Origin of the sequence: Candidatus Reidiella endopervernicosa (assembly GCF_013343005.1) — a bacterium.
Lineage (GTDB): Bacteria > Pseudomonadota > Gammaproteobacteria.
Map to the genome: position 1 here is coordinate 1,120,868 of NZ_CP054491.1, position 25,140 is coordinate 1,146,007.

Annotated in this window: 30 protein-coding genes and 3 pseudogenes; 17 read left to right on the forward strand and 16 right to left on the reverse strand. The window is 54.2% G+C overall.

Annotated features, from left to right (window positions below):
- The 9 genes and pseudogenes from HUE57_RS06340 (at nt 1) to HUE57_RS19015 (ending at nt 5,744) form a co-directional block, all read left to right on the forward strand.
- Complete coding sequence (locus HUE57_RS06340; RefSeq protein WP_078483859.1) at nt 1-990, forward strand: aminoglycoside phosphotransferase family protein; 990 nt, start codon at nt 1-3, stop codon at nt 988-990.
- Nucleotides 991-1,103: 113 nt separating this feature from the next.
- Complete coding sequence (locus HUE57_RS06345; protein WP_174672909.1) at nt 1,104-1,874, forward strand: type 2 periplasmic-binding domain-containing protein; 771 nt, start codon at nt 1,104-1,106, stop codon at nt 1,872-1,874.
- Between the two features lie 152 nt (nt 1,875-2,026).
- Complete coding sequence (locus HUE57_RS06350; protein WP_174672910.1) at nt 2,027-2,218, forward strand: hypothetical protein; 192 nt, start codon at nt 2,027-2,029, stop codon at nt 2,216-2,218.
- Nucleotides 2,215-3,438 carry a PAS domain-containing protein gene (locus HUE57_RS20585; RefSeq protein WP_174672911.1) on the forward strand — a complete coding sequence of 408 codons (1,224 nt, stop codon included), beginning with the start codon at nt 2,215-2,217 and terminating at the stop codon, nt 3,436-3,438. The genes HUE57_RS06350 and HUE57_RS20585 overlap by 4 nt, the downstream gene beginning before the upstream one ends.
- Nucleotides 3,439-3,584: 146 nt before the next feature.
- On the forward strand, nt 3,585-3,734 hold the full coding sequence (locus HUE57_RS06360) for a hypothetical protein (protein WP_174672912.1): 150 nt from the start codon (nt 3,585-3,587) through the stop codon (nt 3,732-3,734).
- On the forward strand, nt 3,710-4,051 hold the full coding sequence (locus HUE57_RS06365; RefSeq protein ID WP_174672913.1) for a PAS domain-containing protein: 342 nt from the start codon (nt 3,710-3,712) through the stop codon (nt 4,049-4,051). Before HUE57_RS06360 ends, HUE57_RS06365 begins: the two co-directional genes overlap by 25 nt.
- Nucleotides 4,003-4,290, forward strand: a complete 288-nt coding sequence (locus HUE57_RS06370) for a hypothetical protein (RefSeq protein WP_174672914.1) — start codon at nt 4,003-4,005, stop codon at nt 4,288-4,290. Before HUE57_RS06365 ends, HUE57_RS06370 begins: the two co-directional genes overlap by 49 nt.
- Nucleotides 4,271-5,296 (forward strand): diguanylate cyclase domain-containing protein, encoded by a 1,026-nt coding sequence (locus tag HUE57_RS06375; RefSeq protein ID WP_338140939.1) that lies wholly within the window; start codon nt 4,271-4,273, stop codon nt 5,294-5,296. The genes HUE57_RS06370 and HUE57_RS06375 overlap by 20 nt, the downstream gene beginning before the upstream one ends.
- A pseudogene (locus HUE57_RS19015) lies at nt 5,203-5,744 on the forward strand (EAL domain-containing protein). Before HUE57_RS06375 ends, HUE57_RS19015 begins: the two are co-directional and overlap by 94 nt.
- A gap of 250 nt (nt 5,745-5,994) precedes the next feature.
- On the opposite strand, the gene HUE57_RS06390 reads toward HUE57_RS19015, so the two are convergent.
- Together HUE57_RS06390 and HUE57_RS06395 are read right to left on the reverse strand one after the other, a co-directional pair.
- Entirely contained in the window at nt 5,995-6,210 is a 216-nt protein-coding gene (locus HUE57_RS06390; protein WP_174672917.1) for a hypothetical protein, read from the reverse strand.
- Nucleotides 6,207-6,683, reverse strand: coding sequence for a hypothetical protein (locus tag HUE57_RS06395; RefSeq protein ID WP_135622233.1), 477 nt, complete (start codon nt 6,681-6,683; stop codon nt 6,207-6,209). Before HUE57_RS06395 ends, HUE57_RS06390 begins: the two co-directional genes overlap by 4 nt.
- Nucleotides 6,684-6,841: 158 nt before the next feature.
- On the opposite strand from HUE57_RS06395, the gene rbr reads away from it, so the two are divergent.
- The gene (rbr, locus tag HUE57_RS06400) at nt 6,842-7,420 is read left to right on the forward strand and encodes a rubrerythrin (protein ID WP_078483865.1); all 579 of its coding nucleotides are present in this window, start codon (nt 6,842-6,844) and stop codon (nt 7,418-7,420) included.
- 191 nt (nt 7,421-7,611) lie between these two features.
- Entirely contained in the window at nt 7,612-7,914 is a 303-nt protein-coding gene (locus HUE57_RS06405; protein ID WP_078483854.1) for a hypothetical protein, read from the forward strand.
- 73 nt (nt 7,915-7,987) lie between these two features.
- Here HUE57_RS06405 and HUE57_RS06410 read toward each other — a convergent pair whose 3' ends face one another.
- Nucleotides 7,988-8,425: a tetratricopeptide repeat protein gene (locus HUE57_RS06410; protein ID WP_078483853.1), complete on the reverse strand. Its 438-nt coding sequence runs from the start codon at nt 8,423-8,425 to the stop codon at nt 7,988-7,990.
- A 148-nt stretch (nt 8,426-8,573) separates the two neighbouring features.
- Nucleotides 8,574-9,383: pseudogene (locus HUE57_RS19020) on the reverse strand (HDOD domain-containing protein).
- Nucleotides 9,384-9,430: 47 nt separating this feature from the next.
- On the opposite strand from HUE57_RS19020, the gene HUE57_RS06425 reads away from it, so the two are divergent.
- Nucleotides 9,431-9,694, forward strand: a complete 264-nt coding sequence (locus HUE57_RS06425; RefSeq protein WP_174672919.1) for a hypothetical protein — start codon at nt 9,431-9,433, stop codon at nt 9,692-9,694.
- 14 nt (nt 9,695-9,708) lie between these two features.
- On the opposite strand, the gene HUE57_RS06430 is transcribed toward HUE57_RS06425, so the two are convergent.
- Complete coding sequence (locus HUE57_RS06430) at nt 9,709-10,266, reverse strand: YbaK/EbsC family protein (RefSeq protein ID WP_174672920.1); 558 nt, start codon at nt 10,264-10,266, stop codon at nt 9,709-9,711.
- Nucleotides 10,267-10,442: 176 nt separating this feature from the next.
- Here HUE57_RS06430 and murU point away from each other — a divergent pair, with 176 nt between their 5' ends.
- From murU to HUE57_RS06445, 3 genes are read left to right on the forward strand one after another with little or no spacing between them, the layout of a single operon-like run.
- Entirely contained in the window at nt 10,443-11,111 is a 669-nt protein-coding gene (gene murU, locus HUE57_RS06435) for an N-acetylmuramate alpha-1-phosphate uridylyltransferase MurU (protein WP_078483850.1), read from the forward strand.
- 14 nt (nt 11,112-11,125) lie between these two features.
- Nucleotides 11,126-12,556: a glutamate-cysteine ligase family protein gene (locus tag HUE57_RS06440; RefSeq protein ID WP_078483849.1), complete on the forward strand. Its 1,431-nt coding sequence runs from the start codon at nt 11,126-11,128 to the stop codon at nt 12,554-12,556.
- A gap of 23 nt (nt 12,557-12,579) precedes the next feature.
- Nucleotides 12,580-13,590 carry a M14 family metallopeptidase gene (locus tag HUE57_RS06445; RefSeq protein ID WP_078483848.1) on the forward strand — a complete coding sequence of 337 codons (1,011 nt, stop codon included), beginning with the start codon at nt 12,580-12,582 and terminating at the stop codon, nt 13,588-13,590.
- A gap of 654 nt (nt 13,591-14,244) precedes the next feature.
- On the opposite strand, the gene HUE57_RS06450 is transcribed toward HUE57_RS06445, so the two are convergent.
- The 3 genes from HUE57_RS06450 to HUE57_RS06460 all read right to left on the reverse strand — a co-directional run bounded on the left by HUE57_RS06450 (nt 14,245) and on the right by HUE57_RS06460 (nt 15,814).
- Nucleotides 14,245-14,847, reverse strand: a complete 603-nt coding sequence (locus HUE57_RS06450) for an IS3 family transposase (RefSeq protein ID WP_272902023.1) — start codon at nt 14,845-14,847, stop codon at nt 14,245-14,247.
- Between the two features lie 252 nt (nt 14,848-15,099).
- Entirely contained in the window at nt 15,100-15,405 is a 306-nt protein-coding gene (locus tag HUE57_RS06455; protein WP_174672922.1) for a transposase, read from the reverse strand.
- A gap of 220 nt (nt 15,406-15,625) precedes the next feature.
- Nucleotides 15,626-15,814, reverse strand: coding sequence for a hypothetical protein (locus HUE57_RS06460; protein ID WP_174672923.1), 189 nt, complete (start codon nt 15,812-15,814; stop codon nt 15,626-15,628).
- A gap of 733 nt (nt 15,815-16,547) precedes the next feature.
- Here HUE57_RS06460 and HUE57_RS06465 point away from each other — a divergent pair.
- Together HUE57_RS06465 and HUE57_RS06470 are read left to right on the forward strand one after the other, a co-directional pair.
- A complete protein-coding gene (locus tag HUE57_RS06465; RefSeq protein WP_174672924.1) occupies nt 16,548-16,919 on the forward strand; it encodes a transposase in 372 nt (123 codons plus the stop codon).
- A gap of 101 nt (nt 16,920-17,020) precedes the next feature.
- A pseudogene (locus HUE57_RS06470) lies at nt 17,021-17,710 on the forward strand (IS3 family transposase); the annotation flags it as partial.
- Between the two features lie 550 nt (nt 17,711-18,260).
- On the opposite strand, the gene HUE57_RS06475 reads toward HUE57_RS06470, so the two are convergent.
- The 8 genes from HUE57_RS06475 to lipA all read right to left on the reverse strand — a co-directional run bounded on the left by HUE57_RS06475 (nt 18,261) and on the right by lipA (nt 25,139).
- On the reverse strand, nt 18,261-18,455 hold the full coding sequence (locus tag HUE57_RS06475; RefSeq protein WP_174672925.1) for a hypothetical protein: 195 nt from the start codon (nt 18,453-18,455) through the stop codon (nt 18,261-18,263).
- Nucleotides 18,456-18,717: 262 nt separating this feature from the next.
- Nucleotides 18,718-18,912, reverse strand: a complete 195-nt coding sequence (locus HUE57_RS06480) for a hypothetical protein (RefSeq protein WP_174672926.1) — start codon at nt 18,910-18,912, stop codon at nt 18,718-18,720.
- Nucleotides 18,913-19,472: 560 nt separating this feature from the next.
- Complete coding sequence (locus HUE57_RS06485) at nt 19,473-21,230, reverse strand: methyl-accepting chemotaxis protein (protein ID WP_172840285.1); 1,758 nt, start codon at nt 21,228-21,230, stop codon at nt 19,473-19,475.
- An 88-nt stretch (nt 21,231-21,318) separates the two neighbouring features.
- On the reverse strand, nt 21,319-21,795 hold the full coding sequence (locus HUE57_RS06490) for a hypothetical protein (RefSeq protein WP_135622239.1): 477 nt from the start codon (nt 21,793-21,795) through the stop codon (nt 21,319-21,321).
- 322 nt (nt 21,796-22,117) lie between these two features.
- The gene (locus tag HUE57_RS06495) at nt 22,118-22,441 is read right to left on the reverse strand and encodes a YciI family protein (RefSeq protein WP_078483870.1); all 324 of its coding nucleotides are present in this window, start codon (nt 22,439-22,441) and stop codon (nt 22,118-22,120) included.
- Nucleotides 22,442-22,569: 128 nt separating this feature from the next.
- Nucleotides 22,570-23,193 (reverse strand): LysE family translocator, encoded by a 624-nt coding sequence (locus HUE57_RS06500; protein WP_078483871.1) that lies wholly within the window; start codon nt 23,191-23,193, stop codon nt 22,570-22,572.
- A 160-nt stretch (nt 23,194-23,353) separates the two neighbouring features.
- Entirely contained in the window at nt 23,354-24,121 is a 768-nt protein-coding gene (locus tag HUE57_RS06505; protein WP_078483872.1) for a YdcF family protein, read from the reverse strand.
- Between the two features lie 64 nt (nt 24,122-24,185).
- Nucleotides 24,186-25,139 (reverse strand): lipoyl synthase, encoded by a 954-nt coding sequence (gene lipA, locus HUE57_RS06510; RefSeq protein ID WP_078483873.1) that lies wholly within the window; start codon nt 25,137-25,139, stop codon nt 24,186-24,188.
- Nucleotide 25,140 lies beyond the last annotated feature (1 nt).

Genomic DNA, 25,140 nt, shown 5'->3' on the forward strand with positions numbered 1-25,140 from the left:
ATGGGTGAACGACTGGCGCAGTTGCAGAGCTGGCTAACTAAAGAGGCAGGCCTGCCCGAGTTTGAGATTGAACCGGCATCGGGCGATGCCAGCTTCCGTCGTTACTTTCGGCTCAGCTTCGAGGGCGAGACACGGATCGCTATGGATGCGCCGCCGGAGAGGGAGAATAGTCGTCCCTTTATCGAGGTGGGTGAGCAGCTTTTTGAGCTGGGACTGAATGTACCGGAGATCCTGCATCATGATCTCGAGCAGGGTTTTATGCTGCTCGGTGATCTTGGTAACCGACAATATCTTGATGAGCTCAATGAGCAGACGGTTGATCGTTATTATGGTGATGCGCTCGGCGCGTTACTGACGATCCAGGCCTGCGGACCCGATGGTGAGTCGTTGCCTCACTACGATCGAGAGCTGCTACTGGCTGAGATGAATCTGTTTCGTGACTGGTACCTGACACGCCATCTTGAACATCAGCTGAGTGAGTCTGAGCAGGCGGTGCTCGATCAGAGCTTCGAGCTGCTGGCCGAGTCGGCGCTGGAACAGCCGCAGGTGACGGTGCACCGCGACTACCACTCGCGCAACCTGATGGTCACCGAGGTGCACAACCCCGGTATTCTCGATTTTCAGGATGCGGTCTACGGCCCGGTCACCTACGATCTCGTCTCGCTGCTGCGCGACTGTTATATCGAGTGGCCACGCGAGCGGGTCGAGGGGTGGGTGCGCGGCTATCACGATCTCGCGCTCGACTCGGGCATTCTGCGTGAACCGTGCGAGTCGCGCTTCATGCGCTGGTTCGATCTGATGGGCGTGCAACGCCATCTCAAGGCGGCGGGTATCTTCGCGCGTCTCAATCACCGTGATGGAAGGCCGGGTTATCTGAAGGATATTCCGCGTACCGTTGGTTATATCTACGAGGTGAGTGGTCGAGATAGCGAACTGGCACCGCTGCATACGCTGCTGGAGTCGCTGGTCATGGAGCAGCTGACCAAGTAGCCCTTGCAGTCGCGATGGCTTTTTCAGGGTCTTCGACTATCTTCGAGTAAGGGAGGGCCGCGTTAACACTGAAATGTTCTCCTTACCATTACTGTGTGATGGGGTGTTTGCAAATGGCTGATCGGTCCATGAAGAGGTATCGCAACTTCTCAGGGCGGATTGGTTTGAGGAGTGGCGATATGCAGTTGAGTTGTAGCGGTTGTTTCTCTGCGATGGTTGGTCTCTATCGATCATTACTGTTTTTGGGGCTTGTCTCAATAGCGCTTCCAGTTGTGGCTGCCGGGCCGCTACGCATCAATACCGGCTTTACTCCTCCCGTCTCCGGTCTGCTCGAACAGATCATGATCGAAGCCTTTAAGCGTGTAGATGTTGAGATGAGTTTCTACGAGCTCCCGGCTGAACGTTCACTGAAACTGGTGGTAAGTGGTGTCGATGATGGTGACTGCTGCCGCATCCCCCGTGCGATTAGGAGAGACTATCCAGGGCTGATTCGGGTGCCGGAGAGTGTCTATGTGGCGCGATTCAGCGCCTTTGCCAAACGGCCAGTACCAGAGGTGTTGAGTTGGAATGATTTGAAACCCTACAACGTGGCGACGGTGACCGGCTGGAAGATTATCGTTAATAACCTCAGGCGGGTCTCTCCAGCAACCACCCATGTGGTTGACCATCCTCAGTCGATGTTTGAGATGTTGCAGCGCGATCGGATCGATATCGCGAGCTTCGGCTATCTGAGTGGGTTGTGGCGGCTAAAACAGCAGGGGCTTGTCGGGGAGTCGCTATTTTTGCGGAAGCTTGTTTTGGGCATCCAAGCCCAAGCAAGCGGCAAATACTTAACGCGACCGTTTATGCCTACGGCGCCCCGACGTCCTGCGTACGTTGCGTAATCACCTCTTCGCGGCTCTACACAACTCCCTCAGTGACTCTACGCCGACATAAAGCCGCTGCTGCATCTTCTCCGTCGTTCGCTCACGCTCTCAACTACGAATAGGCAGACGGCGTCGACTATCGGGGACTAACCGCCTTCGCTTCGCTATCCATGGCGGTCAGCGATAGAGAAATCGAAGTGATCGATCCACCCCTGGCCGCTGAGCCGCTCTATCTCTATCTTCATCCCAAACACGAGGGGTTGGCACCAAGACTGGCAACGGTGCTGCGTAAAATGAAGCGTGAGGGCCTAATCGAACAGCTGACCATGCAAGTGCTGGAAAAATTGCCGCTGATCCAATGATGCAGTTTCCCAGTTTTTTCAAAAGTCAGATTGCACGACGACTTGTTATCTATGTGCTGATCTTCAGCTCCTGTATTACGCTGGCGCTGACCACTGTACAGCTCTATCGCGACTACAAACATGAGATGTCGAATATTGAACGGCGTCTGCATGAGATCGAGGTGATCAATGTAGAGAGCGTTACAAACGGCCTCTGGCTACTCAACTACACTTCGCTAGGTCTGCAGCTCGAGGGTATACTGCGCCACCCCGATATTGTCCATCTCAAAATCACCGATAGTGATGGGAGTTCGGTAGTGGCCAAGGGTGTGGTGCAGAGTGAGGACTTCATCACTCGTCGCTATCCGCTCACGTACAGTTATCGGGATCGCAGTTTGGTGTTGGGCGAGCTGCAGGTTACGGCGACACTGAAAAATGTCTACCAGCACCTGGTCGAAACGGTCATCGCGATTCTCATATCGCAGGCGATCAAAACCTTCCTCGTTTCGTTCTTTATCTTGATCATCGTGCAGCAGTTGGTGACGCGGCACCTCTCAGCCCTGAGTCGCTTCGCCAAGACGCTGCGACTCGATGAAAGCGTGCCCGATCTGGTGCTTGAGCGTGAACGGGGGCGAGCAGATGAGCTGCAGAGTCTGGTCGATACAATCAATAACGCCAAAACGACCTGCTTGAGACTCACGGTCAGCTGCAATACAGCCAGGATGTGTTGCTGCGTTCACAACATGTCTCCAAGACCGGAAGCTGGGACTGGAATATTGTCGAGGACACACTCTACTGGTCCGATGAGACCTATAACATCTTCGAACTGGCCAAGGGTGAGTTTGCAGCCAACTATCAGGCCTTTCTCGATCTTGTCTATCCAGATGATCGTGAGCGAGTCGATAAGGCGGTACGCAGCGATCGAGCAGCGTAGCTCCTACAGCCTTGATCATCGGGTACTACTCAAAGATGGTTCGCTGAAGGTGGTATATGAGCATGCCGAGATCAGTTTCGACGCTGAGGGTAATCCGATTCGTATGTTGGGCACGGTACAAGATGTTACCGAGCAGCGACGGGTTCAGTCTGGCCTGGAGCGTTTTCGTGCGGCACTCGATAGTTCGGCTGACTCGATTTTCTCATCGATAGCGATGCGATGCGATTTGTCGATTTCAATCAGGCGGCACTCGATTCGCTCGGCTACACACACGATGAACTGCTGCAGCTCGGTCCGCATGACCTAAATGTGAAATAAGTCGCCAGCAGCTTCAGGAGCTTTCAACGAGCTAATCATACATCCCGACGAACACAGCACCCTGAGTACCCGACACCGCTGTAAAGATGGCAGTGAGTTTCCAGTCGATGTCCGCCTTGGTGCGCTGCAGCAGGGGTGGGGCGGCCGGTCATTATTGCGGTGGCGCGAGATGTGACGCTGCAGAAGCAGGAGGAGCAGCAGCTGCGCGACCTGCTCAACCACCTCAGTGCACTCTACAACGCGACCCCCGACATGATCTTTTGCATGCAGTCGATGGCTCTCTGATCGATGTGAATCAGATGGTGGTCGATAACTACGGCTATACGCGAGAGGAGCTGCTGAAACTCGAGGTCGAGGATTTCTCGGCCGATGGCTATACCAATGCGCAGGCCGGTGAGTATATGATGAAGGCGCTCAACGGTGTGCCACAGGATTTCGAGTGGCTGGTGAGACGCAAGGATGGTTCGACCTTCGATGCGGAGGTGGTCTGCGACGCCTTGAAGATGAGTCATCTCAAGGTGCCTCGATTATTGCGGTGGTGCGCGATATCACAATGCAGAAACGTCATGAGGTGGAGATTACCCAGAGTCGTGATCACATGACGCGTCTGGTGGGTGAAGAGCAGGTGATCAGTCGATTACTTGAGCTCTCGCTCAATGAGCAGGATATGCACACCTATCTCAATAGTATATTGCTGGCACTGTTCGAATCGGCCACCTGGCTGAAGCTGCAGACCAAGGGTGTGGTGTTCCTCAGAAGCCGGATGAAGAGGTGTTGGAGTTTGTGGCGGGGCGTAATGTCAGTCTCGAGCTGCGCTCACGCTGCGCTCACGCTGCGCTGAGGTCCCCTTCGGTAGCTGCCTCTGCGGTCGGGCTGCGGAATATAAGCGGGTGGTGCACAGCGCCACCGTGGATGAGGCGCACTCGATCCATCTCGAGGGGATGGAGCCGCACGGACACTACCAGGTACCGCTGCTCTCGAGTCAGCACGAGGTGCTGGGGGTGATGGCGCTCTATCTCGAGCACGGTCACCCGCACAGGATCGAGGAGGAGCGGTTCCTGCAACGCATCGCCACCGTGGTCAGTATGGGAATCAGTCGTCGCCTTAGCGAGGAGGTGATTGAGTACCAGGCCTACCATGATTCGCTCACCTCTCTGCCCAATCGTCGCCTGCTGGCGGATCGACTCAATCTCGAGCTCTCGCGTACCGGTCGTGAAAATATCTACGGCGCGCTGCTCTTTGTCGATCTCGACAACTTCAAACACCTCAACGACTCGCTCGGCCATAGTGTGGGGGACGCACTGCTCAAACAGGTGGCCGAGCGTATGCGTGGCGTTATCCGAGAGGGGGGTACGGTATCGCGACTCGGTGGCGATGAATTTGTCGTGCTGCTGATTTCACTCTCAAACGAGGAGAATGAGGTGGCCAGCCAGGCGATGCAGATCGGGGTGAAGATTCAGGCGGAGATTTCGCGTCCCTACCTGCTGCATGATCACGAATTCCATCTGACACCCAGCATCGGTATCGCTGCCTTCTCGGGTAGTGATGATTCGAGCGATGATCTGCTAAAGCATGCCGATACGGCGATGTACCAGGCCAAGGCGGCGGGTCGCAATACGCTGCGTTTCTATGAGCCGATAATGCAGGACATGGCCGATAACCGTCTCGCTCTGGAGCGTGATCTGCGTTATGCGCTGCAGCGCAAAGGTTGCATCTCTATCTGCAACCGCAGGTTGATGAGACGGCAACCATCATCGGTGCCGAGGCGATGCTCAGGTGGGTGCACCCCGAACGTGGTTTTATCTCGCCCGCTGAGTTTATTCCCGTTGCCGATGATTCGGGGCTGATCGTGCCGATCGGTCTGTGGGTACTGCAGAACGCCTGTACAAAATTTGTTGAGGCGACCCGTGCGGGTTTGACCAGAAATATCCAGACCATCTCGGTGAATGTCTGTGCCAGACAGTTCTATCAGCACGACTTTGTCCCTCGGTTCAGGAGGTGATAGAGGTCAGTGGAATTGAGCCGAGCCGTGTCGTGCTAGAGCTGACCGAACAGTCGCTGGTGCACGATATCAATGAGACGGTTGAAAAGATGAAGGCGCTACGCCGTCTGGGTGTGCGTTTCTCGATCGACGATTTTGGTACCGGCTACTCATCGCTTAGTTACCTGAAGGCGATACCGCTCGATGAGTTGAAGATCGATCAATCCTTTGTTCGTGATATCGCCGTAGATAGTGATGATGCAGCGATCGTTAAACCATTATCGCCATTGCAGGCCACCTCGGTTTTCACCTGATTGCCGAAGGGGTCGAGGATGAGACACAACTCGCCTTTCTCAAAGAGCGGGGTTGCAGCGCGTTCCAGGATTCTACTTCTATCGTCCCATGCCGACTGACGACTTCTACCGTCTACTCGGTGAGAAGGTGGATGCTGACTAGTTGGCGGTCGGTCTAGTGCCGAAAGCGGAAGCTACGGCTGTAGCAGGAAGCGCAGCATGAAGTCGAGAATGCCGAACGATGCCAACACTGTCGCGAGCACCAGATTTCTCACCATACCCCCGCTTTGCGGGTGCTGAGAACCAGCATGATGCCGGCCAGCGCAGCGATCAGGCTCGCCTTGATGCTCAGCTGATAACCGACACCTAGTATGAACTGCGCATCCTTGTCCATATGGTTGGCAGCCCAATAGAGCATAAAGTGGAGCGTCGCCAGCAGTGTGGCGACGCCGTAGTAGATATTGGTGAGGGTCCGTGCTGTGGTCATTCGAGTCCCGCCCGCGCAATCTCATTAAGCATATTGAATACGGCCTCTTCAACCTCGGGCTGGTTGCCGAGCAGGTTTGGACGGCGGAAGGCGATATTGACGGTCTCGGGTTTGTCGGCCTCAACATAGATCGAAACGGTAAAGGGGCAGACGGTGATGTTGGCTGGATGGGCGCGGGTCATGCGGTGCGACATCATGGTGCTGCAGAATTCGAGTGACTCGGCGATCTGGTAGACCTGATCGGTGAAGCCGAGATCGGCGCCGGTACGCTGCATCATGGCGCTGACGTGGAGGGTGCCGCTGACTATCATGCCGCGATCGGTGATCGCCATCGCGATGTTCTCTTTAACGTAGTCGAACTCCTCCTCGACCTGGTAGTGAATCACCCGATCATCGATCTCACCACCGGCGTGCAGCAGCGGTGCGGCGGCGAGGGTCAATAACATCAATACCGTTCTTGTCACAGAGATCATGCAGTGCTCCTTGGTTGTCTGGGTCGGCCGGGGTGTTCACCCGTAGCTGGAGATGTGCCTATGATACGCATCATGGAGAGTGATTTCCCGGCTCCATCTGACAGCACGCCGGGCAGTCGGTTCTCAGAATGGATTTCATCAATAGTGGGGTGTTGAGCATGGCGAAGAGTATCAAGGGGACGCAGACCGAGAAGAATCTACTGAAGTCGTTTGCCGGTGAGTCACAGGCGCGAAATCGTTATAACTTCTTCGCTGGAGCGGCGCGCAAGGAGGGATTGATTCAGATTGCTGAAATCTTCGAAGAGACGGCGGCGCAGGAGAAGGAGCACGCAAAGCGTTTCTTCAAGTTTCTTGAAGGGGGCGATCTCGAGATCACCGAGACCTTTCCAGCAGGTAAGATCGGTTCCACGCTGGAGAATCTGCGTGCGGCAGCGGCGGGCGAGGAACACGAGTGGACCGAGATGTATCCCGGCTTTGCCAAGGTGGCGCGTGAAGAGGGATTCGAGGCGGTAGCGATGGCCTTTGAGGCGATCTCAATTGCGGAGAAGCAGCACGGTAAGCGCTACAAGGATCTGGCCGATAATCTCGAAGCGGGACGGGTCTTCAAACGCGAGGGCAAGATTGTCTGGCGCTGTCGAAACTGTGGCTATCTGCATGAGGCCGAGGAGGCCCCCAGCGTCTGCCCCGCCTGCCTCCACCCTCAATCCTATTTCGAAATTCTGGGTGAAAATTGGTAAGCCAATGCGTAGTGACGAGCGTGGTTGTATGACGATGGTCACAATTCTGGAAGTGGTCTAAGTAATATTAGCGTTGTCTACTATTGACGTTGCCCAGATTTTTATTACATTTAGATTTGAGTCCCAAAAAAGGGACAAACCAATACGTTTAGCTATCGAATCGAAATGATAAAAAACAGGGAGGAACGACCATGAAGAAACTGATTAAAGTCGCGGCAGCTGCCGCAATCGTGGGGGCAATGGCACTACCTATGCAGTCAGCCAACGCCTTCTGGGGACCCTTCGACACCTGGGATGCACCGTGGAATAACGGTGGTGGTCCATGGGGCGGCGGTCCATGGGGAGGTGGGCCTGGTTATTATGGCGGCGGCCCGTGGGGTGGATATCCCGGCTATGGCTATGGTGGCCCGTGGGGTGGCGGGTATCCCGGCGGGTACGGTTACCCTCGCTATGCCGTTCCTGTCGCACCGCCTGCACCGGCACCCAGTAACTAACATAGCGTCATCGGCACTAAGAAAAAGGGCTGCATCTGCAGCCCTTTTTTCTGGGTGATGCAGTGAGCTGGAGCTACATGTCGAAGCCGGCCAGCTTGTAGTAGGCCTTCGCCTTATCCTCATCCTGCGGCACGCCGTTACCCTCCTGGTACATCATGCCTAGCGTGGTGAGTGAGCCGACCAGCCCCTGATCGGCCGCCTTCTGGAACCACTCGATCGCCTTGGCGCTATCCTTTTCAGCGCACTCGCCCTCCATATACATGAAGCCGAGGCCATGCTGAGCCATCGCATGGCCCTTCTCGGCGGCGGCGCTCATCCACTTGTAGGCCTCTTGCGCGTTGGGAGCGCCGAGCAGGCCGTTCTGCTGCATTACCGCGACGCGATACTGCGCCTCGGTGTTGCCACCCTCAGCCAGCGGTGAGAGGAGCTGCATGGCACTGGCAAAGTGCTTGCCTTCAAAGGCGGCGATACCGCTGCTCAGCTCAACCTGTTCGTTATCACTACTACTCATCGTTCTACTCCTGATTAACCGTCACGTTGCTGACGAGACGCTGAAATTTGAGGCGCATCACAGCGCCGATCTGGAACATATCCTAGCTTTAACCAACTAATATGATCAAGAAAGCGTGGTGGAAGTGGGGTTGGCTTGAGGAGCGGCTCTAGGCAGCCAGCTGCTGGATGATGCTATTGAGGCCTGCCTCAGAGCTGTTGAGTCGTTCGAGTGCGTCATCAAGCTGGCTCTGCTCGAGACCGAGTGCGGTGAGCAGCGATTGTGGCAGGGTGTCGCGTACGCCGTCACCGAACCCCTGGGCACCGAGAAGTTGATCGGCGATGAAGACCAGGTTGGCGTAGGGTGCATATTCACCACAGTAGGCCGAGTTGTGATGCTCGCGCACAGTGGTGTTGATCTCCTCGGGCATCCGCCAGCTGCGCATCAGCCAGTTACCCATGATGGTGTGATCGACCCCCAGGGCGCGCTTCTCAATCAGCGTGACCGGCAGCTCTGGATTGGCCTCGACCAGCTAATCGAGAATGGTGAACTCCTTGCGGAACAGGTGGCCGGTGAGCAGAAAACCGAAGTTGTGTAGCAGACCGGCAAGGTAGGCGAGACCCGGTTTAACTCCCATCTGTTTAGGCAGCAGTGATGCGAGCGATTGGCTGAGGGCGGCCGAGTAGACCGCGTGGTGCCAGAAGGCGTTGAGTCCCAGTGGTCCCTGGGCAGGGTTGTGGAAGGCGCGCCCGGCAGCAAGACCAAGGGCGATGTTAAGGGTGTTTTCGAACCCCAGTACCCGTGCGATGGCGTCGTGTATCGATTCGATCTTGCCACGGTAGTTAAACATCGCAGAGCCAGCGTAGCGGACTATCTGCGCCGCCAGCGAGGGGTCCGATTCAACGATCTCACTGAGGTGGGTCACGGTGGCGTGGGGATCGTTGCGCAGGCGCAGCAGTTGCATCGCTGCATCGGGCATGGTCGGTAGGTGTTTGACCGCCCGTATCTGGCGGCGGATCTCCTCGATTGGCAGCAATCCCCTCGGGGAGTCGCTATTTTGCGAAAGTTTGTTTTGGGCATCCAAGCCCAAGCAAACAGCAAAAACTTAACGCGACCGTTTATGCCTACGGCGCCCCGACGTCCTGCGTTCGTTGCGTAATCACCTCTTCGCGGCTCTACACAACTCCCTCAGTGACTCTACGCCGACATAAGCCGCTGCTGCATCTTCTTCGTCGTCCGCTCGCGCTCTCAACTACGAATATGCAGACGGCGTCGACTATCGCGGACTAACCGCCTTCGCTTCGCTATCCATGGCGGTCAGCGTCGGTCAGGGTGCCGGCTATTTTCTCCGGAATCACCAGCTCTCTGGTCACGCCACGGCTGATCGGTTTTCCCAACATCGAGATATCACCGTGCCAGCTGCCGGTATGCAGCAGGTAGACGTCGCTGTTGCTGAGTCGCAGTAGTGATTCGTTATTGCCGGAGATGACGTAGATCTCATCACACGACTCAAAGCGGTTATCGACAATAGCGTCGATGGCGTAGGCGGCAGCAATGGGAGGAATGGCACCCTCTGCACAGTCAGAGAGCAGTGCCATAATGGTTTCGCGTTTGGCCGGTTCCAGTTCCGGTCGCCCCATCTCGCTCCGCAGGGCATTGATATCGACCTGACGAGAGGCGGGCAGTACCGCCATCAGCAGGCCGTGACTATCTTCGAAAATAGCAGCGCGAGCCAATCGCTCAAGACCGATGCCGGTGTGGCTGGCGATCTGTTCGAGGCTGCCGGTACGAGGATGCACAATGGCGGCGTAGCCGATGTTCAGCAGCTGGAGATAGTTGGCGATTTTCTCCGGTAGTTTCATCTTTGGTACACCTAACTCTTCATCTTCACGCCTAAAGCCTATGTCAGTTAGACGATTTTGGCTGTGCGGCAGTTCACAGCTTGATAAAGCTATGTGCGGCGGATGGGCGTTGCATCTTGTCGGTTGAAACGTAACACTGAACCGATATCTGATTTGTAGGTGAAAATGGTTACAAAATGAAGGCGATGATTCTGGCAGCGGGGCGCGGAGAGCGGATGCGACCGCTCACCGACCACACCCCAAAACCGCTGCTACGGGTGGGTGGCAAGCGGTTGATTGAGTATCATCTGGAGGCACTCTCAGCGGCGGGCATTGTCGAGGTGGTGATCAATCACGCCCACTTGGGTGAACAGATCGAGGCAGTGCTGGGTAGTGGCGAGCACTATGGGCTGCAGATCAGCTACTCTCACGAAGCCACCGCACTTGAAACGGGTGGCGGTATCTACAAGGCGTTGCCGCAGTTCGGTAGCGATCCCTTTCTGGTAATCAATGGTGATGTCTGGAGCGACTATCCGCTGCAGCGTCTGCCGCAGCAGCTCGATGGCCTGGCCCATCTGGTGCTGGTCGATAATCCTGATCACAATACCAATGGCGATTTTCTGCTGAGCGCTAATCGTGTCACCGATGGTGATGGTGAGCGATTCACCTTTAGTGGCATCGGTATCTACCATCCCGATCTGTTTGCGAGCTGTCAGGGCGGCGCCTTTCCACTGGCACCGCTGCTCCGTGAAGCGATGGCAGCAGAGCGGGTCAGTGGGGAGTACTATGAGGGGAGATGGCTCGATATCGGAACACCACAGCGGCTCTCGCAGCTCGATGATGAGTTGAGTGCGATAGCCGAATAAGAAGAGGGCGCACGATGGGGCAGGAGATTGTAGAGAGTCAATTTGAGAAGCGCGATTTTCATCGCTTCGAAAAGTTGCTGCGAGAGGAGACCAATCTTCTTCGTGGCTGGTTCGAAGAGTGGCGCTTTTCAACCGACATCAATGTTGGCGGTTTCGAGTTGGAAGCGTGTCTGGTCGACAGCAGTGGGCGACCACTACCCAACAACGATCGTTTCATGGAGCGCCTTGATGAGACCCTGGTGATGCCGGAGCTGGCGCGCTTCAATGTAGAACTCAACACGGAGCCACACCGTCTCAGTCACGACGCCCTGGCATTGATGCACAAGGAGCTGCAGACCCAGTGGGAGCACTACTCCGATGTGGCCGAGGGGCTAGACAGCGAGCTGGTGATGACCGGCATTCTGCCAAGTATCCGTGACAGCGACCTGTCACTGCAGAATATGTCTGACCTGCGTCGCTACCATGCGCTTAACCAGCAGGTGCTACGCATGCGTAATGGCGAGCCGCTGCGACTCGATATCAGCGGTCGTGAACATCTAGAGGTGGTGCATCAGGATGTGATGCTCGAGTCGGCGGCCACCTCGTTCCAGATCCATATGCAGGTGCCTGAGGATCTGGCCGTGCGTTACTACAACGCCGCAATCATCGCCTCAGCACCGATGGTCGCCGCGAGCGCGAACTCCCCCTATCTGTTTGGGCGCGACCTTTGGGATGAGACCCGCATACCGCTGTTTGAACAGGCGGTCGATGTGGGTGGGTTTGCCGGTGCGGCTCACGGCCCAATGCGCCGGGTCGGATTTGGTATGGGCTATGCGCGCAAATCTCTGTTTGAGTGTTTTGAGGAGAATGTCGAACACTTCCCGATCATGCTACCGATCGACTATCAGAGTGAGCCGGAGGAGCTGCGGCATATGCGCCTGCATAACGGCACCATCTGGCGATGGAACCGTCCGCTGATCGGCTTCATCGATGGTAAACCCCATCTGCGCATCGAACACCGAGTCGTGCCGAGTGGCCCAACCGTGGTCGACTCAATCGCCAACGCCGCACTCTTCTTCGGTCTGATTACAGAGCTGGTGGAGGCGGAACAGGCACCAGAGAGTCAGATCGAATTTGCCACTGCGAGAGATAATTTCTATGAGGCGTCACGCCTAGGTCTGCACGCCCATGTGAACTGGATCGACGGCAAGCGGGTCGGCATCCATGCGCTGTTGCGCGATCAGCTTGTGCCGCTCGCCTGGAAGGGGCTGGAGCGGCTCGGTCTCGATCAGTACGATATCGACACCTACATGGAGATCATCGAGGCGCGTATGCGTAGCGGCCAAAACGGTGCCGTCTGGCAGCGTGAGTATGTCGCCAAAAACGGCCGAGACATGCAGGCGCTGACCCTCGCCTATCTGGAACATCAAAAAAGCGGTGAGCCGGTCCACGACTGGTCGCTGTAACGTTAGTAGAGAATAGACTGAAGATGCTGCAGCAACTCGACACACTGCCCGACGGAATTCTCGACGTCGCGGCGACCGAACTCCACACCCTGCTATCCGAGCCGACCATCATCCATCTGCAGGGCGAGCGTAAAGAGCCACTCTTCGTCTCGGTGCTGCTGCATGGCAATGAGACCACCGGGCTGGAGGCGATACAGCACCTGCTGCGCGACTACCAGGGGCGTAACCTGCCGCGAAGTCTCTCGATCTTCTTCGGCAACATCGAAGCGGCGCGCCACGGTATGCGCCGCCTCGATGGTCAGCCCGACTACAACCGCGTCTGGCCCGGCGGAGATGAGCCGCCCTCAGCCGAGAGCGAGATTGTTGCCGAGGTGGTGGAGATCATGCGTGCACGCAACCTCTTCGCCAGCGTCGATGTGCACAACAACACCGGACTTAACCCGCACTACGCCTGTATCAACAAGCTCGAGAATAAGTTTATGCACATGGCGACTCTGTTCGGTCGCACCGTGGTCTACTTCATTCGCCCCACCGGGGTGCAGTCGATGGCCTTCGCCGATATCTGCCCCTCGGTAACGCTGGAATGCGGCCGTGTCGGTCAGCGCCGCGGTGAGCAGCACGCCGCCGAGTATCTCGATGCACTGCTACACCTCTCGGAGTTCCCCGACCACCCCGTCGCCGAACGCGACATCGATCTCTTCCACACCGTCGCCACCGTCAAGGTGCCCGACTCGGTCCACTTCGGTTTTGGCTGTGATGATGCCGAGCTCTGCTTCGTCCCCGACCTCGACCATCTCAACTTTCGTGAACTCCCCGCCGGTACTGAGATCGCCAAACTGCCGCTCGACGGTCACCAGATCCCGCTTGCGGTGGAGGATGAGGAGGGGCGCTGTGTCGAGGCTGATTTTTTCAGTGTCGAGGGCAGGCTACTGAAAACACGCAACCCGGTAATGCCAGCGATGTTAACGTTGGATACGAAGATTATTCGGCAGGATTGTTTGTGTTATTTGATGGAGCGGTTGCCGGTTGGATAGGGTGAGCGCGTTACGGTTTTTAGTGTTATTACACCGGTAGTCCTTGCTACCCCTTTTGATTGTGTCGCTTACGCGACGTTATTTAGATGCGGGTTCGCGCACCCGCGCGGCGTGGTGCTTTTGATTCGGCAAAAGTACCCAAAACCATCACCCCGCCACATCACCCTTCGGGTGCTCTCCGCTTCTCACGATTTCAGGCGTGAGCAGAAACTCGCTACGCTCAGACAGCTGCTCACTCAACCCTGAAATCGCTCCGATGCTCGGTGATGTAGAGGGGGAAAGGTCAAAACCGTGTTCTGTGATTGATAACGTTCAGGGTTAGCCGACAAAAAGCGTCAGTTTTTTGGTCGGATAGCCCTGATGGTTATATGGCTTTTATATTCCATCGATCTCTTTGATGACCTCAACACTGACGAGCTTGTCATTACTATCAAAATACCACCTGGCAAATACGTGGGTGGGAAAAATGACGACAGTTGAAGGATGGCTTCCTAGCTTGAAAACGAAGTAGTAAGGCCCGTTCTTTGGCTTTGCACTTGGAGAACGGTACCAACCTGCCGGTTGCCAGCCAGCATGTGTTTGTTCGGCTGGGCCGTGCCCTTGATATTGGTTTTCCCCGATTTTGAGGCTCCCCCAGTTTAACGGATGAATTAATTAAGAGGCACACTTTGCCTCGTATTCTGCAGGACTTACATACCCCAAGTACGAGTGACGCCTGCGTCTGTTATAAAAGACTTCGATGTATTCAAACAGACTCTGCTTTGCTTCCTGTTTGGTTTTGTAATCTTCGTAATCTACCAGTTCGGTCTTAAGTGTACCGAAGAAACTTTCCGCCACCGCATTATCCAGGCATTCACCTTTACGGCTCATGCTGCAGCGTAATGAGCTCTCTTTCAACAGCCTCTGGTAGTCACCTGAAGCATAGGTTCTGCCCTGGTCTGAGTGCACAACTACTGACTCTACTCGGCCTCTTCGCCAGATAGCCATCGTGAGTGCGTCCTTCACCAGTAGAGTGTTGTTATGGTTGCTCATAGCCCAGCCAATGACATGCCTTGAATAGAGATCAATGATGACGGCCAGATAAAGCCACCCTTGCCGCGTCGGTATGAAGGTGGTGTCAGAGACCCAGGCTTTATCAGGTCTTTCCACATCAAACTCTCGCTTAAGCAGATCTGGCGCGGGCTGCATCGTGTTCTTTGAGTTAGTCGTTATGACAAACTTTCTAGCCATCTTAGAGGCAATGTCATTTGCCCTCATCAGTCTGGCCCACGATTAACACCAACACGTTCTCCATCTCTTGCAGATCTTTATGGATGCGAGGCGATCCATAGATCTGCCGACTTGCCTTGTGAAACAGCTTTATTTTAGCGGTGAGCTGGCGATCCTCAATGGAGCGCTTGCTTTCAGGTCGGTTGCACCATGAATAGTAGCCATTCACTGATACATCAAGCGCATGACAGAGCCGTATAATTCGATGCTTTGTGCTGAGCGATTGAATAAAGGCGTACTTCACTTGAGATCCTCGCAAAGTACGCGGCGGCTTTTTAGGATTTCAAGCTCCTCTTTCAGCCGTTCATTCTCTTGGCGAAGGGTGGTGACTTCGCTTTGATCCTGCTTCTTTGGCCTTCCCGGACCTTCAAAGGCTTTGTTTCCTTTGTTGGATAACTGCTCTTTCCATTTGTAGAGTTGATTACGCCGAATACCAAGCTCCATAGCGATATCAGTGGCTGGTCTATCAGACTCATCCATCAGGCGAACCGCTTCTAATTTGAACTCTTTGGTGTAGGTCTTATATGGCTTGCGTTTTCTAGTCATTTGATACTCCTATGGCGACATTGTCGCTTATTAAAAGTACCCGTTAAACTGGGGAGGTTCAATCTGACCCCTTGATCCTTGATCCTTGATCCCATTTGGATGTCGTATGAGATGATTGCCTGAGTATCTGGTTTGTTGCACGTGATAGGGTTGGTAGGGTTTAAATAATATAGAGCGAACCGATTTGGAGAAATACACCAAACAGTGGTTTGATTATAGTTCATTTGTTGTTTGCTAAGCTGTTGAATCGTGTTTTTGATAAGATAATCTCTCCTGCGCTGACCGCCATGGATAGCGAAGCGAAGGCGGTTAGTCCGCGATAGTCGACGCCGTCTGCATATTCGTAGTTGAGAGCGCGAGCGGACGACGAAGAAGATGCAGCAGCGGCTTTATGTCGGCGTAGAGTCACTGAGGGAGTTGTGTAGAGCCGCGAAGAGGTGATTACGCAACGAACGCAGGACGTCGGGGCGCCGTAGGCATAAACGGTCGCGTTAAGTATTTGCCGCTTGCTTGGGCTTGGATGCCCAAAACAAACTTTCGCAAAATAGCGACTCCCGAATGAGTGTTTGATTGTCAGTGTTACAAGTGAATGGCTGTTATTTTTAAGCCTAATTGTGCTCCTTTGTCTTTTTATTTTATAGATAAACGTAGGGAATTAATGGTTTCGACATGGATTGCAATATCTTCACCGAAATCGTTTATCACTAATGGTCCATTTGTTGGGTCGTAGCAACCAGTAATCGTTAATATTATTAATGATGATAAATATCTTATCATTGGCTTAAAACCACGCGAGAGGCTCTGGATTTACACCATAATCCTGCGCGGAATTCTCAAAGTAATTACCGTTTCTGTGCATCCATCCATCAGGTCCAATAAATCCTCCGCTTACCATATAAGCGGGTAAATAGAATATCCCAAAAACTTGCTGTTGGTATGTGTGAGCCTCCCCATGATAGCCTAAGTTTGCATTAAATCCCCATCTGCTATGACTCATTGCATATGCTATACCTAATTCAGGGTCTGCACCTTTTCCATAAGATATCGTATTGCCAAGTACGAAGTAAGTGGGGTCAGATTGAACCTCCCCCAGTTTAACGGGTACTTTTAATAAGCGACAATGTCGCCATAGGAGTATCCAAATGACTAGAAAACGCAAGCCATATAAGACCTACACCAAAGAGTTCAAATTAGAAGCGGTTCGCCTGATGGATGAGTCTGATAGACCAGCCACTGATATCGCTATGGAGCTTGGTATTCGGCGTAATCAACTCTACAAATGGAAAGAGCAGTTATCCAACAAAGGAAACAAAGCCTTTGAAGGTCCAGGAAGGCCAAAGAAACAGGATCAAAGCGAAGTCACCACCCTTCGCCAAGAGAATGAACGGCTGAAAGAGGAGCTTGAAATCCTAAAAAAAGCCGCCGCGTACTTTGCGAGGGATCTCAGTGAAGTACGCCTTTATTCAATCGCTCAGCACAAAGCATCGAATTATACGGCTCTGTCATGCGCTTGATGTATCAGTGAATGGCTACTATTCATGGTGCAACCGACCTGAAAGCAAGCGCTCCATTGAGGATCGCCAGCTCACCGCTAAAATAAAGCTGTTTCACAGCAAGTCGGCAGATCTATGGATCGCCTCGCATCCATAAAGATCTGCAAGAGATGGGCGAACGTGTTGGTGTTAATCGTGTGGCCAGACTGATGAGGGCAAATGACATTGCATCTAAGATGGCTAGAAAGTTTGTCATAACGACTAACTCAAAGAACACGATGCAGCCCGCGCCAGATCTGCTTAAGCGAGAGTTTGATGTGGAAAGACCTGATAAAGCCTGGGTCTCTGACACCACCTTCATACCGACGCGGCAAGGGTGGCTTTATCTGGCCGTCATCATTGATCTCTATTCAAGGCATGTCATTGGCTGGGCTATGAGCAACCATAATAACACTCTACTGGTGAAGGACGCACTCACGATGGCTATCTGGCGAAGAGGCCGAGTAGAGTCTGTAGTTGTGCACTCAGACCAGGGCAGAACCTATACTTCAGGTGACTACCAGAGGCTGTTGAAAGAGAGCTCATTACGCTGCAGCATGAGCCGTAAAGGTGAATGCCTGGATAATGCGGTGGCGGAAAGTTTCTTCGGTACACTTAAGACCGAACTGGTAGATTACGAAGATTACAAAACCAAACAGGAAGCAAAGCAGAGTCTGTTTGAATACATCGAAGTCTTTTATAACAGACGCAGGCGTCACTCGTACTTGGGGTATGTAAGTCCTGCAGAATACGAGGCAAAGTGTGCCTCTTAATTAATTCATCCGTTAAACCGGGGGAGCCTCAGATGAAACTAAATCCTTGCTCTTACGCAATGTTGGGCACCTCGGTCAGATAATTTAGGTCTGTGAAGTAGCTCGTATCAAGAACTAAGTTTCATCTGACCCCACTTATTTACATAAGCGGCCGATCGGTAGCGAGGTCCGGTGACCGCAGGGAACAAACTTGATGTGATTGTTAGAGTTCATCTTTTCGCCTTTGCTCACGGTATGCCGGAATAGCCAGCTTTAAATACGAATCTAAAATAAAGTTACGGCTAGCAAACTCGTAAATAAGATCTGCAAACACATCTCTTCTCTCTGATTCATGATTCTTGTGACCTTTAGCTGAACACCGGCTTGTCTATATCGGACATGAATATCTGAAGGTATATTGGCTAACAGAATATAGCCATGGAGCTCATCTCCGGGGTTGAGAAACTTTGTGGTTAGACTAAAGGCCCCATCGTCTTCCCAAGAAACTAACGCTGACCGCCATGGATAGCGAAGCGAAGGCGGTTAGTCCCCGATAGTCGACGCCGTCTGCCTATTCGTAGTTGAGAGCGCGAGCGAACGACGAAGAAGATGCAGCAGCGGCTTTATGTCGGCGTAGAGTCAGTGAGGGAGTTGTGTAGAGCCGCGAAGAGGTGATTACGCAACGAACGCAGGACGTCGGGGCGCCGTAGGCATAAACGGTCGCGTTAAGTATTTGCCGCTTGCTTGGGCTTGATGCCCAAAACATGCTTCCGCAAAAATAGCGACTCCCCGATGTGTCTTCTGAAATTACATCTTTGAAATTTGATGCGGGTACGTTTCCAAATATTTCTGTGTCACCTTCTGTATCAACAACAATATTGACGTCATTTATTACGCTATTACCTGTATTTGCGATGTAGTATTCAAGATGACTTGCTGTATCGACTTTTCTTCCCATTACTTCGATCGCTGACCGCCATGGAGAGCGAAGTGAGGGCGGTTAGTCCCCGATAGTCGACGCCGTCTGCCTATTCGTAGTTGAGAGCGCGAGCGGACGACGAAGAAGATGCAGCAGCGGCTTTATGTCGGCGTAGAGTCACTGAGGGAGTTGTGTAGAGCCGCGAAGAGGTGATTACGCAACGTACGCAGGACGGTCGGGGCGCCGTAGGCATAAACGGTCGCGTTAAGTTTTGCTGTTTGCTTGGGCTTGATGCCCAAAACAAACTTTCGCAAAATAGCGACTCCCCGGATTAATTGAATCCTTGATCGAATCATGAACATCAATCAATTGCTTGGGTTTCGAGAGGACTACTGATAATTCTTTCTTTTCTTTCGTTCGATTATGTATTGCATACGCAAGGGCAGCAGAGAGTACGGCACCGATAACAGCACCACCGATAGCAAAAGCTCCATTTATCATCTCTGGTGTCATGTTTTACTCTAATAGTTGAATATGTGGACGGCTCATATTTCAACATGACGCCAAAAGTTCTCACTTTGGTGCTGTGATCTGTTGTTTGTAGGGGGTGTTTGTTGTGCGTTTGCATCCTGCAACTCTTCTTCCTGTTGTGTGACGGCGTAAGCCTGATGGGGCTGATCGCTATGTTGGTGCTTTAGATCGTTTAGAAGAGATTAAACAAAACGGCTATCGAAGCCAAATAGGGTGGTTACGACCGTGCTGGTGTGGCTGATGGTGTGCTCAACAGGTTCGTTTTTGTTTCGGTCCGTTGAGTCTGGCTATCCGTGCTGACTCAACGGTATCTGGTGAAGGTGCGTGTTGATATTAAATCTTAAACTGCCCCACCAGTCTCTGCATCTCATCGGCGAGCTGTGCCAGATTGTCACTGCTGATGGCGGTGGTGTTGGCGCGATCGACGGTCTGTTCTACCTCATGGCTGATGGCGCTGATGGTTCGGCTGACCTCTTCGGAGGTCTCGCTCTGTTGGGTGGCGGCGGAGGCGATGCGCTCATTCATCTCGCGAATGGTATCGACCATGGTGGTGATGCTCTGTAGTGCTTCACCCGCATGGGCGGCCTGATCGACGCTCTGCTGTACCTGTTCTCGTCCGTTCTCCATTACAGTCACTGCCTCCTTGGCGTTGACCTGCAGGCTTTCGATCATGCCGTTGATCTCCTCTGCCGAGGATTGGGTTCGGCTTGCCAAGGTTCTGACCTCGTCGGCGACCACGGCAAAACCACGCCCCTGTTCACCGGCACGGGCCGCCTCAATGGCGGCGTTGAGTGCCAGCAGGTTGGTCTGTTCGGCGATGCCCTTGATCACATCAAGCACCGCACCGATCTCCTCGCTGCGTTTGCCGAGGCGAGTGATGACCTCCGAGGCGGTTCCAATCTCGGTGGCCAGTCTGTCTATGGAGTTGATGGTCTCGCTGACGACCTGTTGTCCCTGGCGCGCCTCGTCGTCGGTGCGCTGGGTGGCGTCGGAGGCGTCGGCGGCGTGGCTGGCAATCTCACCGATGGTGGAGGTCATGATGCTGATTGAGTGGGCCACTTCCTCGGTATCGGACTTCTGACGGACCAACCCCTGATTGGTTTCGGCGGCGACCATCGACATCTCCTCCGCAGCCCCGGAGAGCGTACTGGTTGCGGTTGCAACGCCGCTGATGCCGGAGCGGAATTTCACCAGCAGGTTGTTGAAGGTGTCGGCGATTTCGCCTAACTCATCGCTATTCTGGTGGACGATCTGCTGGGTCAGGTCTGAGCTCTGTTCAACATCGACAATGGTTGCCTTAATGGCGTTGATCGCTCTGTGGATGCGCCGTGCGAGCAGCCAGGCAAGAAAGGCGGCGATCAGCAGTGCGCCGATGCTCAGCGGTGCAACGTTTACCAGAATGGCTTTCCATAGACCGCCGATGTGTGAGGCATCTTTAACCACCCAGATGGTGCCGCCACCCTCGTTGCCGGTATCGAGTAGCATATGCAGGCGCCAACTCTTAGGATCGAGATAGTAGCCGGAGGTGAACTGACTCTCGTCAGGACGTCGGTAGTTGCTCATCACGTCGCTGAGCTGTTGCTGTCCACGCTGGTACTGTTCTAGATCGCCCTTAAAACGATTGGCGAGTTTCTCGATGCGCCCGCGCTTCGGGTGGTCGGCTGCCATCTGTTTGAGTTTGTTACGGGCTGAGTCGACCTTCTTTACCAAACCCGCCTCATAGTTATCTGGGTAGGCGGTGCGTAGGATCGCACTCTGACCGCTGTCGTAGCTGATGCCAAACGCTTCGCCGTTCTGGTCGGTCTTGCCCTCTACAACAAACAGCATCAGCGACTCATCGGCCTGGTAGAGGCTCAGCGCCTCCTTGTCCTGAACGTTGGCGTAGTTGCCGCCACCGACGGAGGCCTTCATCAGATTAAGAATGGGCTGGAGCCCGACACGTGATAGCTCCAGTGAGTGTTCAACGGCGGTATCGTAGTCATTCTGGTAACGGGCAAAGCCGAGTACCAGGCTGGTCACCAGTAGAAGAACAATAGGTCCACCCGTCACTACCTGACGAATCGACAAAGAGGGGAAGGTTAGGTTGGCCATCAGTCGGGCCTCCTGCATGTACTTAATACAAAGGTGCAAGGTTCACGGTAGCCAGAGCGCCTGGCCACCATGAACGGCGATGCACTGGTTACTTGTTGCAGACGCCGGTAATGCAGGCCTCACCGTAGCCCGAGTGGCAACTGGTGCAGGTGGCGGGTGCCAGCGATGGGTGTGCACCGCTGATCTCCTGCTTATCCATAGTGTAGGCACCATACTGCGGTTCACCCAGTAGATGCTCGGTCACCAGTAATACTTTGATATCGATTAGCTCTAGTACAGCGGTAGGCGCATCGGCATAGGCACCCGCCTTCTGGCTGGGGTTAATGCGTACGTTGTAGGCGGTTCCCTTACCGTCACCGACCCAGTTATAGGTCTTCATTGTCTCCTGCACGATGGGTGGCAGGTCGGCAGGGATCGCGGTGTCTTTACCGAGAATTTGACCGCTGTGGTGAATTGGCCAGCTATCCCAGCCGTCGGGGAAGGCCGCATCGGAAGCGGCAAGGGCGCTGACGCTGACAAGCAGGGATGAGAGAAACAGGATCAGGGATTTGAGTGTTCCGTTCATACTAGTGACTCCGTGCATCATTTAAGGTTTGGATAGCTACTCGGTGGGCAAAACGACCGGCCCATATACTTCAGCTCCCTCTAAAGTAAAAACCCCTTCACTTATGGGGTATAGGGTCTGGGAGGACATTGATGCAGATCAATCAACAGTGAGAATTGTTTGCATTGGCAGCAAATGTCATGAGGTGGCTGGCTGGTAGGTAGTGATATCGAGTTTGTTTGATACGCAGTGACGTGGGGGGTGAGGGGCCCCGCCGCCTGATCGCGAGATTGAGGTGTATGTAAGAGCCGAGTTGTTTGACTACAAAAAGAGGTTAGGTGGGTTATTGGTTTATGGGCATCTCAACTAGCTCCGAAACCTCAAGTGAGCCATTCACCTCAAGAAAGGGACACCGTTTTGCGATCGACAGCGCGGATGCCATCGAGTCGGTTTGAATGATGGTAAAGCCTGACATCGTCGTTAAGCTTCCACGCGTAACCGAACCATCGGGTGCAACGACCGAGGTCTCCTTGAGTGGATTGGCGGGGCTGATTGCTGCCACGCCTAGCGAATTCAACCACTCCATATATTTTGCGAAGTGCTGCTTGCCCTCTTCTGGGGTGGCCGGCTGGTCGCCACCGAGGTAGGTGATCACGTATTGCGGCATGGTGTGTTCCTTGACGTTGGTGTGCTGTGTTTGTCTGTTGTTAGAGAGGAGTCTAGTTGGAAAACCCTGAGAGGCAATGAAGGGTTGATCGCTGCCGTTAGTCGCAGTCGTGATGACAAATGGCGGTTTTAAGAACCCAAAAGGTGGAGCAGCTTGAGCCCATCGGCAAATAGCACAAATGAAAATGCCACAAGTGCCAGGCCAAGTAGCTTCATCGTGTAGCCGTAGGTTCTATCATTCAAGAAGGTTTTTGATCTACCGACAATGAGTGCCAAACCAACTTTTGAGCCGATGAGAAGAAGGTAGAAACCGCCGATAAAGAGCAGTGGGGCGATCGTGTTGATGCTCATGGCTTTTGCGGTCGTCGGCGCGCCGACGCTGAACCAGAACAGATAGGGGTGTGGACTCAGTGCGTTAGCCAGAACACCTCTGGTTAATGATTTGGGCCTCTCTTCGGTCGGCCGGTTATTGTGCGCTTTGGCGCTGATGCTTTCGTATCCGATGTATAGAACATAGCAGCCACCCAGTAGTGAGATGGTGCCGAGAATGGTGTCGAAATCGGATAGCTGGGTAAAAACAAGAAGCGTGATGGCGATGATCGGAATGTCGGTAATGATCGGAGCAAGTGCCACGCGGATACCTGCGCCGACTCCGTGCTCAAGGGTTTCAGAGATCACCAGGGTCAAGAGGGGCCCCGGAGAGAATCCTGCGGTCACCCCGAACAAAATCCCTATAGCCAAGTAAGAGAGCATCTGTTTAGAGTGCCTAAAATCGAGTGTTTTTCACTGTGCTTGGTCGTCGGCTTGGCTGTTCAGGACAGGGTACATCTCTGCGTTGTCGCCTTGATCTGTTTAACGCTTATTCGAGTGCGGCTTCACTCTTCCCCGTCGGTCAGAGTGATCGGCCCTGTTACTAATGGAAGATCCGATACCAGACCATTCCCAGCAACTCATGCAGTCCCGCATTATTTTGTGTAAGCGTTCTGGCGTTAGGTAACCAGGCACGTAGCCCGCTCTGTGTAGGGCCGGGTGTTGAGTAGGCAGTGGGTGCCGGAATAACGATAAGACCCGTATCTTCGAACGCCTTCTGTGCGCGAGGCATGTGGCGCGCGTGGGTGACGAGCAGGATACGTTCAATGCCGCTGCCCGTTAATACCTCATGGGCGTAGCGGGCGTTGTCGAAGGTGTGTTGGCTGCGTCCATCGGTCCAGCGTACCGGAACGATATACTCCTGTTCGAGCGTGTGCTGCATCAGCGCTGCTTCGCTGGTGCCGGTTTTGAGTCCATCGCCACCGATCAGTGCGATGGGTAGTTTGGTGTTTCGATAAAGATAGGCGGCGTAGCGCACCCGTTCCAGACCACCGTCACCGGAGACATCGTTGCCGCCATACTCGGGTGCGTTCCAATAGCGACCGCCGCCGAGTACAACAATCGCCTGAGGACGTTTCTCTGCGATCAGCTCCGGCGTGACCGGAGGGGTGCGCTCTAGCATGTCGGACATCACCTCGGTGGTGAAGGGGATGCTGGCGAAGTAGAGCGTGACCACGGCGAAGGAGGTGGTGAGAATGGCGAGGCTGGTTTTTTTCGTCAGTAGAAAAATTGCACCGAGCATGATGAAAACGAGACTGCTGGCGGGTGGGTAGACCAGTAGTTCGAGGGTGCGGCTAAACAGAATGTCCATCTATATTTGGTTCCTTAGTCAGGTGCGGCAACTGGGTGCCGTCACGTTCTTTTTGTATCTGGTGTTATTTGTCGAGTAGTCCAGCGGCCTGCTGGTCGGCGTGATAGGAGGAGCGCACCATCGGTCCGCTGGCGACCTGTGAGAAGCCCATATCTTCACCAACTTCCCTGAGCTTGTCGAACTCTTCAGGGGTGACGAAACGATCAACCGGCAGGTGATCGAGACTCGGCTGAAGGTACTGGCCGAGGGTGAGCATGTCGCAACCGTGGGTTCGCAGCGCTTGCATCACCGCCTCGACCTCCTCAATCGTCTCGCCCAGACCGAGCATCAGTCCCGATTTGGTCGGCACATCGGGCTGTGCCGCCTTGTAGGCCTGGAGCAGGCGTAACGAACCTTCATAGTCGGCGCCAGGGCGTGACTGTCGGTAGAGCCGTGGGGCCGTCTCCATGTTGTGGTTGAAGACGTCGGGCGGTGTGGCGCTGAGGATCTCCAGTGCCACCTTTTCGCGTCCACGAAAGTCGGGAACCAGAATCTCGATCTTGGTCTCGGGGGTGGTGGCACGGATGGCCTTGATACAGTCGGCAAAGTGTTGGGCGCCGCCGTCACGCAGGTCGTCACGATCGACTGAGGTGATGACCACGTAGCGCAGTCCCATCGCCTTGATCGTTTCGGCAAGGTGTTGTGGTTCATCGCTGTCGGGCGCGAGTGGTTTGCCGTGTGCAACATCGCAGAAGGGACAGCGGCGTGTGCAGATGTCGCCGAGGATCATGAAGGTGGCAGTGCCGTGACCGAAGCATTCACCGAGGTTGGGGCAGGATGCCTCTTCACAGACGGTGTGCAGCTTCTGGCTGCGCAGCACCTTTTTCAGCCGCACCACCTCGGGGTGGTTGGGTGATTTGGCGCGAATCCAGTTCGGTTTACGCTGGGGGCGGGTGGTCGGCACCACCTTTACAGGGATGCGTGCCACCTTGGCAGCACCGCGTTCGCGCACGACGTTTTTATCTTCTTGATCGGACATC

Coding starts and splice junctions, on each gene's coding strand:
- HUE57_RS06505 (WP_078483872.1), bottom strand. CDS start 24,121: ATGGACATTCTGTTTAGCCGCACCCTCGAACTACTGGTCTACCCACCC.
- lipA (WP_078483873.1), bottom strand. CDS start 25,139: ATGTCCGATCAAGAAGATAAAAACGTCGTGCGCGAACGCGGTGCTGCC.
- HUE57_RS06350 (WP_174672910.1), top strand. CDS start 2,027: ATGGCGGTCAGCGATAGAGAAATCGAAGTGATCGATCCACCCCTGGCC.
- HUE57_RS06340 (WP_078483859.1), top strand. CDS start 1: ATGGGTGAACGACTGGCGCAGTTGCAGAGCTGGCTAACTAAAGAGGCA.
- HUE57_RS06445 (WP_078483848.1), top strand. CDS start 12,580: ATGCTGCAGCAACTCGACACACTGCCCGACGGAATTCTCGACGTCGCG.
- HUE57_RS06395 (WP_135622233.1), bottom strand. CDS start 6,683: ATGATCTCTGTGACAAGAACGGTATTGATGTTATTGACCCTCGCCGCC.
- HUE57_RS20585 (WP_174672911.1), top strand. CDS start 2,215: ATGATGCAGTTTCCCAGTTTTTTCAAAAGTCAGATTGCACGACGACTT.
- HUE57_RS06485 (WP_172840285.1), bottom strand. CDS start 21,230: ATGGCCAACCTAACCTTCCCCTCTTTGTCGATTCGTCAGGTAGTGACG.
- HUE57_RS06455 (WP_174672922.1), bottom strand. CDS start 15,405: ATGACTAGAAAACGCAAGCCATATAAGACCTACACCAAAGAGTTCAAA.
- HUE57_RS06500 (WP_078483871.1), bottom strand. CDS start 23,193: ATGCTCTCTTACTTGGCTATAGGGATTTTGTTCGGGGTGACCGCAGGA.
- HUE57_RS06405 (WP_078483854.1), top strand. CDS start 7,612: ATGAAGAAACTGATTAAAGTCGCGGCAGCTGCCGCAATCGTGGGGGCA.
- HUE57_RS06430 (WP_174672920.1), bottom strand. CDS start 10,266: ATGAAACTACCGGAGAAAATCGCCAACTATCTCCAGCTGCTGAACATC.
- HUE57_RS06495 (WP_078483870.1), bottom strand. CDS start 22,441: ATGCCGCAATACGTGATCACCTACCTCGGTGGCGACCAGCCGGCCACC.
- HUE57_RS06345 (WP_174672909.1), top strand. CDS start 1,104: ATGGCTGATCGGTCCATGAAGAGGTATCGCAACTTCTCAGGGCGGATT.
- HUE57_RS06490 (WP_135622239.1), bottom strand. CDS start 21,795: ATGAACGGAACACTCAAATCCCTGATCCTGTTTCTCTCATCCCTGCTT.
- murU (WP_078483850.1), top strand. CDS start 10,443: ATGAAGGCGATGATTCTGGCAGCGGGGCGCGGAGAGCGGATGCGACCG.
- HUE57_RS06370 (WP_174672914.1), top strand. CDS start 4,003: ATGCAGAAACGTCATGAGGTGGAGATTACCCAGAGTCGTGATCACATG.
- HUE57_RS06410 (WP_078483853.1), bottom strand. CDS start 8,425: ATGAGTAGTAGTGATAACGAACAGGTTGAGCTGAGCAGCGGTATCGCC.
- HUE57_RS06465 (WP_174672924.1), top strand. CDS start 16,548: ATGACTAGAAAACGCAAGCCATATAAGACCTACACCAAAGAGTTCAAA.
- HUE57_RS06440 (WP_078483849.1), top strand. CDS start 11,126: ATGGGGCAGGAGATTGTAGAGAGTCAATTTGAGAAGCGCGATTTTCAT.
- rbr (WP_078483865.1), top strand. CDS start 6,842: ATGGCGAAGAGTATCAAGGGGACGCAGACCGAGAAGAATCTACTGAAG.
- HUE57_RS06390 (WP_174672917.1), bottom strand. CDS start 6,210: ATGACCACAGCACGGACCCTCACCAATATCTACTACGGCGTCGCCACA.
- HUE57_RS06475 (WP_174672925.1), bottom strand. CDS start 18,455: ATGTTTTGGGCATCAAGCCCAAGCAAGCGGCAAATACTTAACGCGACC.
- HUE57_RS06450 (WP_272902023.1), bottom strand. CDS start 14,847: ATGAGGGCAAATGACATTGCCTCTAAGATGGCTAGAAAGTTTGTCATA.